General features: G+C 74.8%; 3 protein-coding genes. 2 read left to right on the forward strand and 1 reads right to left on the reverse strand.

Annotation, left to right across the window (positions count from 1 at the left end; genetic code table 11):
- Window positions 1-12 precede the first annotated feature (12 nt).
- Window positions 13-639, reverse strand: coding sequence for a helix-turn-helix domain-containing protein (locus VF468_04505; protein HEX5877576.1), 627 nt, complete (start codon window positions 637-639; stop codon window positions 13-15).
- A 98-nt stretch (window positions 640-737) separates the two neighbouring features.
- Between VF468_04505 and VF468_04510 the strand changes: the two genes are divergently transcribed.
- Window positions 738-2201, forward strand: a complete 1464-nt coding sequence (locus VF468_04510; protein HEX5877577.1) for an MFS transporter — start codon at window positions 738-740, stop codon at window positions 2199-2201.
- Window positions 2198-2590, forward strand: coding sequence for a PPOX class F420-dependent oxidoreductase (locus VF468_04515; GenBank protein HEX5877578.1), 393 nt, complete (start codon window positions 2198-2200; stop codon window positions 2588-2590). Before VF468_04510 ends, VF468_04515 begins: the two co-directional genes overlap by 4 nt.
- Window positions 2591-2867: the final 277 nt, after the last annotated feature.

The following is a 2867-nucleotide window of genomic DNA, read 5'->3' on the forward strand; positions in this document are numbered from 1 at the left end:
GCGCCGCCTGGTCTACGGCCCGCCCTGACCGGGTTCGCAGAGGAAGGTGGACCGGAACAGGGCGGCGAGGTGGGTGCGGTAGCGCCGTGGGGACCAGCCCCGGTCGACCAGGAGGTCCTCGAGCAGCTCGTAGGACATCAGCGCCCACAGCATGTCGGCGGCGGTCGGGACCGTCCATGGCGGGGCCAGCCGCCGCTCGCGGGCCAGCCAGGCGGCGAGCCGCCGGCAGCAGGCCTGCTGGTCGGCCATGACGAGCTGCCAGTGCGCTTCGGCGTCGGGATCGACGCGGCGGACGCGCTGGATGGCGCGGGCGACGGCGAGGACGCGGGGGTGGAAGCGGGCCAGGTGGCGGGCCCACTCCTCCAGGGCGGCGGCGGCATCGGGCGCCTGCCATACCGGCTGGAGCGAGGCCGCGAGCCCTTCCTGCTCGCTCGTGTAGCCGAACAGCTCGGTCAGCAGCTCGGTGCGGGAGGCGAAGTGCAGGTAGACGGCCCGGCGGGAGACGCCGGCCCGCTCGGCGACCGCGGCCATCGTGAGCGACTCGGCCCCTTGCTCCTCGAGCAGTGCGCGGGTGGCGGCCAGCAGCGCGGCGCGGGTGCGGCGGCTGCGGGCGTTGCGGGGTTCCTCGATCGGCTCCACCTGGCGACCCTTGCGATAGTTACACACTACGTGTAGTTTACATGGTGCACACCGTGTGAAGTTAGGAACGGCTCTGCCTGTCCGGCAAGGAGACGCCGATGCCGCACGACACGTTGCCACGGCCCGCGCCGGCCGGCGTGGCCCGGCCGGCCAAGCGCCTGACATTGCCGCTCATCGCCGTGACCGGGCTGATGCTCATTCTCGACCTCACCATCACCAACGTCGCCCTGCCCACCATCCAGCACGCCCTGCGGATGACCCCGCAGAGCCTGCAGTGGGTGGTCAACGCCTACGCCCTCGCCTACGGCGGCTTCCTGCTGCTGGGCGGCCGGCTCGCCGACCGCCTGGGCCGCCGCCAGGTGTTCCTGACCGGTGTGGCCGTGTTCACCGTGGCCTCGCTGCTCGGCGGGCTGGCCCCGGCCGGCGGCGTGCTGGTGGCCGCTCGCGCCCTGCAGGGCCTGGGCGCGGCCCTGGCCGGCCCAGCCGGGCTGTCGATCCTGACCACCACCTACGCCGAAGGCCCTGAGCGCAACCGCGCCCTGGGGGTGTGGAGCGCCGTCCTGGCCAGCGGCGGCGCCCTCGGCATGCTGGCCGGCGGCCTGCTCACCCAGTACGCCAGCTGGCGCTGGGTGCTGTTCGTCAACGTCCCGGTCGGCATCCTGGTCCTGGCGGCGACACCGCGGGTGGTCGCCGCCGCTCCCGGGCAGCCGCGGGCCCGCCTCGACGTGGCCGGGGCGGTCACGGTCACCGCCGGCCTGGCCGCGCTGGTGTACGCCACCAGCCAGATGCCCGGGCACGGTTGGACCGCCACCCCGACCCTCGGCGTCCTCGTGCTGGCCCTGGCCCTGCTGGCCGCGTTCGTGGTCGTCGAGGCCCGTCGCCGCGCCCCGCTGGTGCCGCTGGGGATCTTCCGCCGCCGCGGCGTGGCCGGGGCCGACCTGGTGGCGCTGCTGAGCGGCGCCGCGGTGATCGCCTCGCCGATCTTCTTCCTCACCCTGTACCTGCAGCAGGTCCTCGGCTTCTCGGCCATCCAGGCCGGGCTGGCCACGCTGCCCCTTGGCCTGGCGGTGATCGCCGCCTCCCAGCTCACGCCCAAGCTCGTGGACACGGTCGGCGCCAGGCGCCTGCTGGCCGGTGGTCTGGCGCTGGCCGCCGCCGGCCTGCTGCTGCTCGGCCGGATCCATCCGGCCGGCGGCTACACCCTGGACGTGGCCGGCCCGCTCGTCCTGCTCGGTCTGGGGATGGGGTTGAGCTTCGTGCCCCTGACCGCCAGCGCCACCGCCGGAGTGCCCCCGGCCGACCAGGGGCTGGCCGCCGGCCTGCTGCAGACCGCCCAGCAGCTCGGCGTCGCCCTCGGCCTGGCCGTGCTCACCGGCCTGGCCACCGCCACCACCCAGGGCCTGCTCGGCGGCGCCAGCGGGCCACCGGACCCGGAGGTCCTCGAGGCGGCGTTCACCGGCGGCTACGCCGCCGCCCTGCGGGGAGCGGCGCTGCTGGCCCTGGCCGGGGCGGCGCTCGCGATCCTGCTCCTCCCACGCCACCCGCCCAAGGAGGGACGATGAGCAGCTTCACCCAAGCCGAGCTGACCTACCTGCACGGCGAACGCCGGCTGGCCCGCCTGGCCACCGTCGGCCCCGACGGCACCCCCCACATCGCCCCGGTCGGCATGTGGAGCGTCGACCCCGACAGCGGGGTCGTCGAGGTCACCGGCCACGACTTCGCCGCCACCAAGAAGTTCCGCGACGTCGCCCGCACCCACCGCGCCGCCATCGTCGTCGACGACGTGCTGCCGCCCTGGCAGCCACGCGGCGTCGAGATCCGCGGCCACGCCGAAGCGGTCAGCGAACCCCGGCCAGCCATCCGCATCCACCCCGAACGAATCATCGGCTGGGGCCTCGACGACCACGGCCCCGGCCGCCGCCACGCCCGCGACGTCGACCCTACGGCCTAAGCAGCTATGGGCCACGACGGTCACGGCCACGATGGCAGCCGCCGCTCAGGCGCCGTGGCGATGGCCGTGGGCCTGGCCGTCGCCACGGAGGCCTGCTCCTGCCTGCCTACCTCACCGCCGCCTCCGCCACCGCTTCCCAGCGTTGCCGCTGGAAGGGCTTGTCGACCGGCGGGTCGGCCAGATTGGCGGCCCAGTTCGCCATGCTGGTAGAAGCGGCCTGGGCGATCACGTCGAGCGCTTGCTCGGTGGTGTAGCCGGCCTTGCGCAGCGCCTCGAC

This window comes from Actinomycetota bacterium, assembly GCA_036280995.1.
Classification (GTDB): domain Bacteria; phylum Actinomycetota; class CALGFH01; order CALGFH01; family CALGFH01; genus CALGFH01.

Coding starts and splice junctions, on each gene's coding strand:
- VF468_04510 (HEX5877577.1), top strand. CDS start 738: ATGCCGCACGACACGTTGCCACGGCCCGCGCCGGCCGGCGTGGCCCGG.
- VF468_04515 (HEX5877578.1), top strand. CDS start 2,198: ATGAGCAGCTTCACCCAAGCCGAGCTGACCTACCTGCACGGCGAACGC.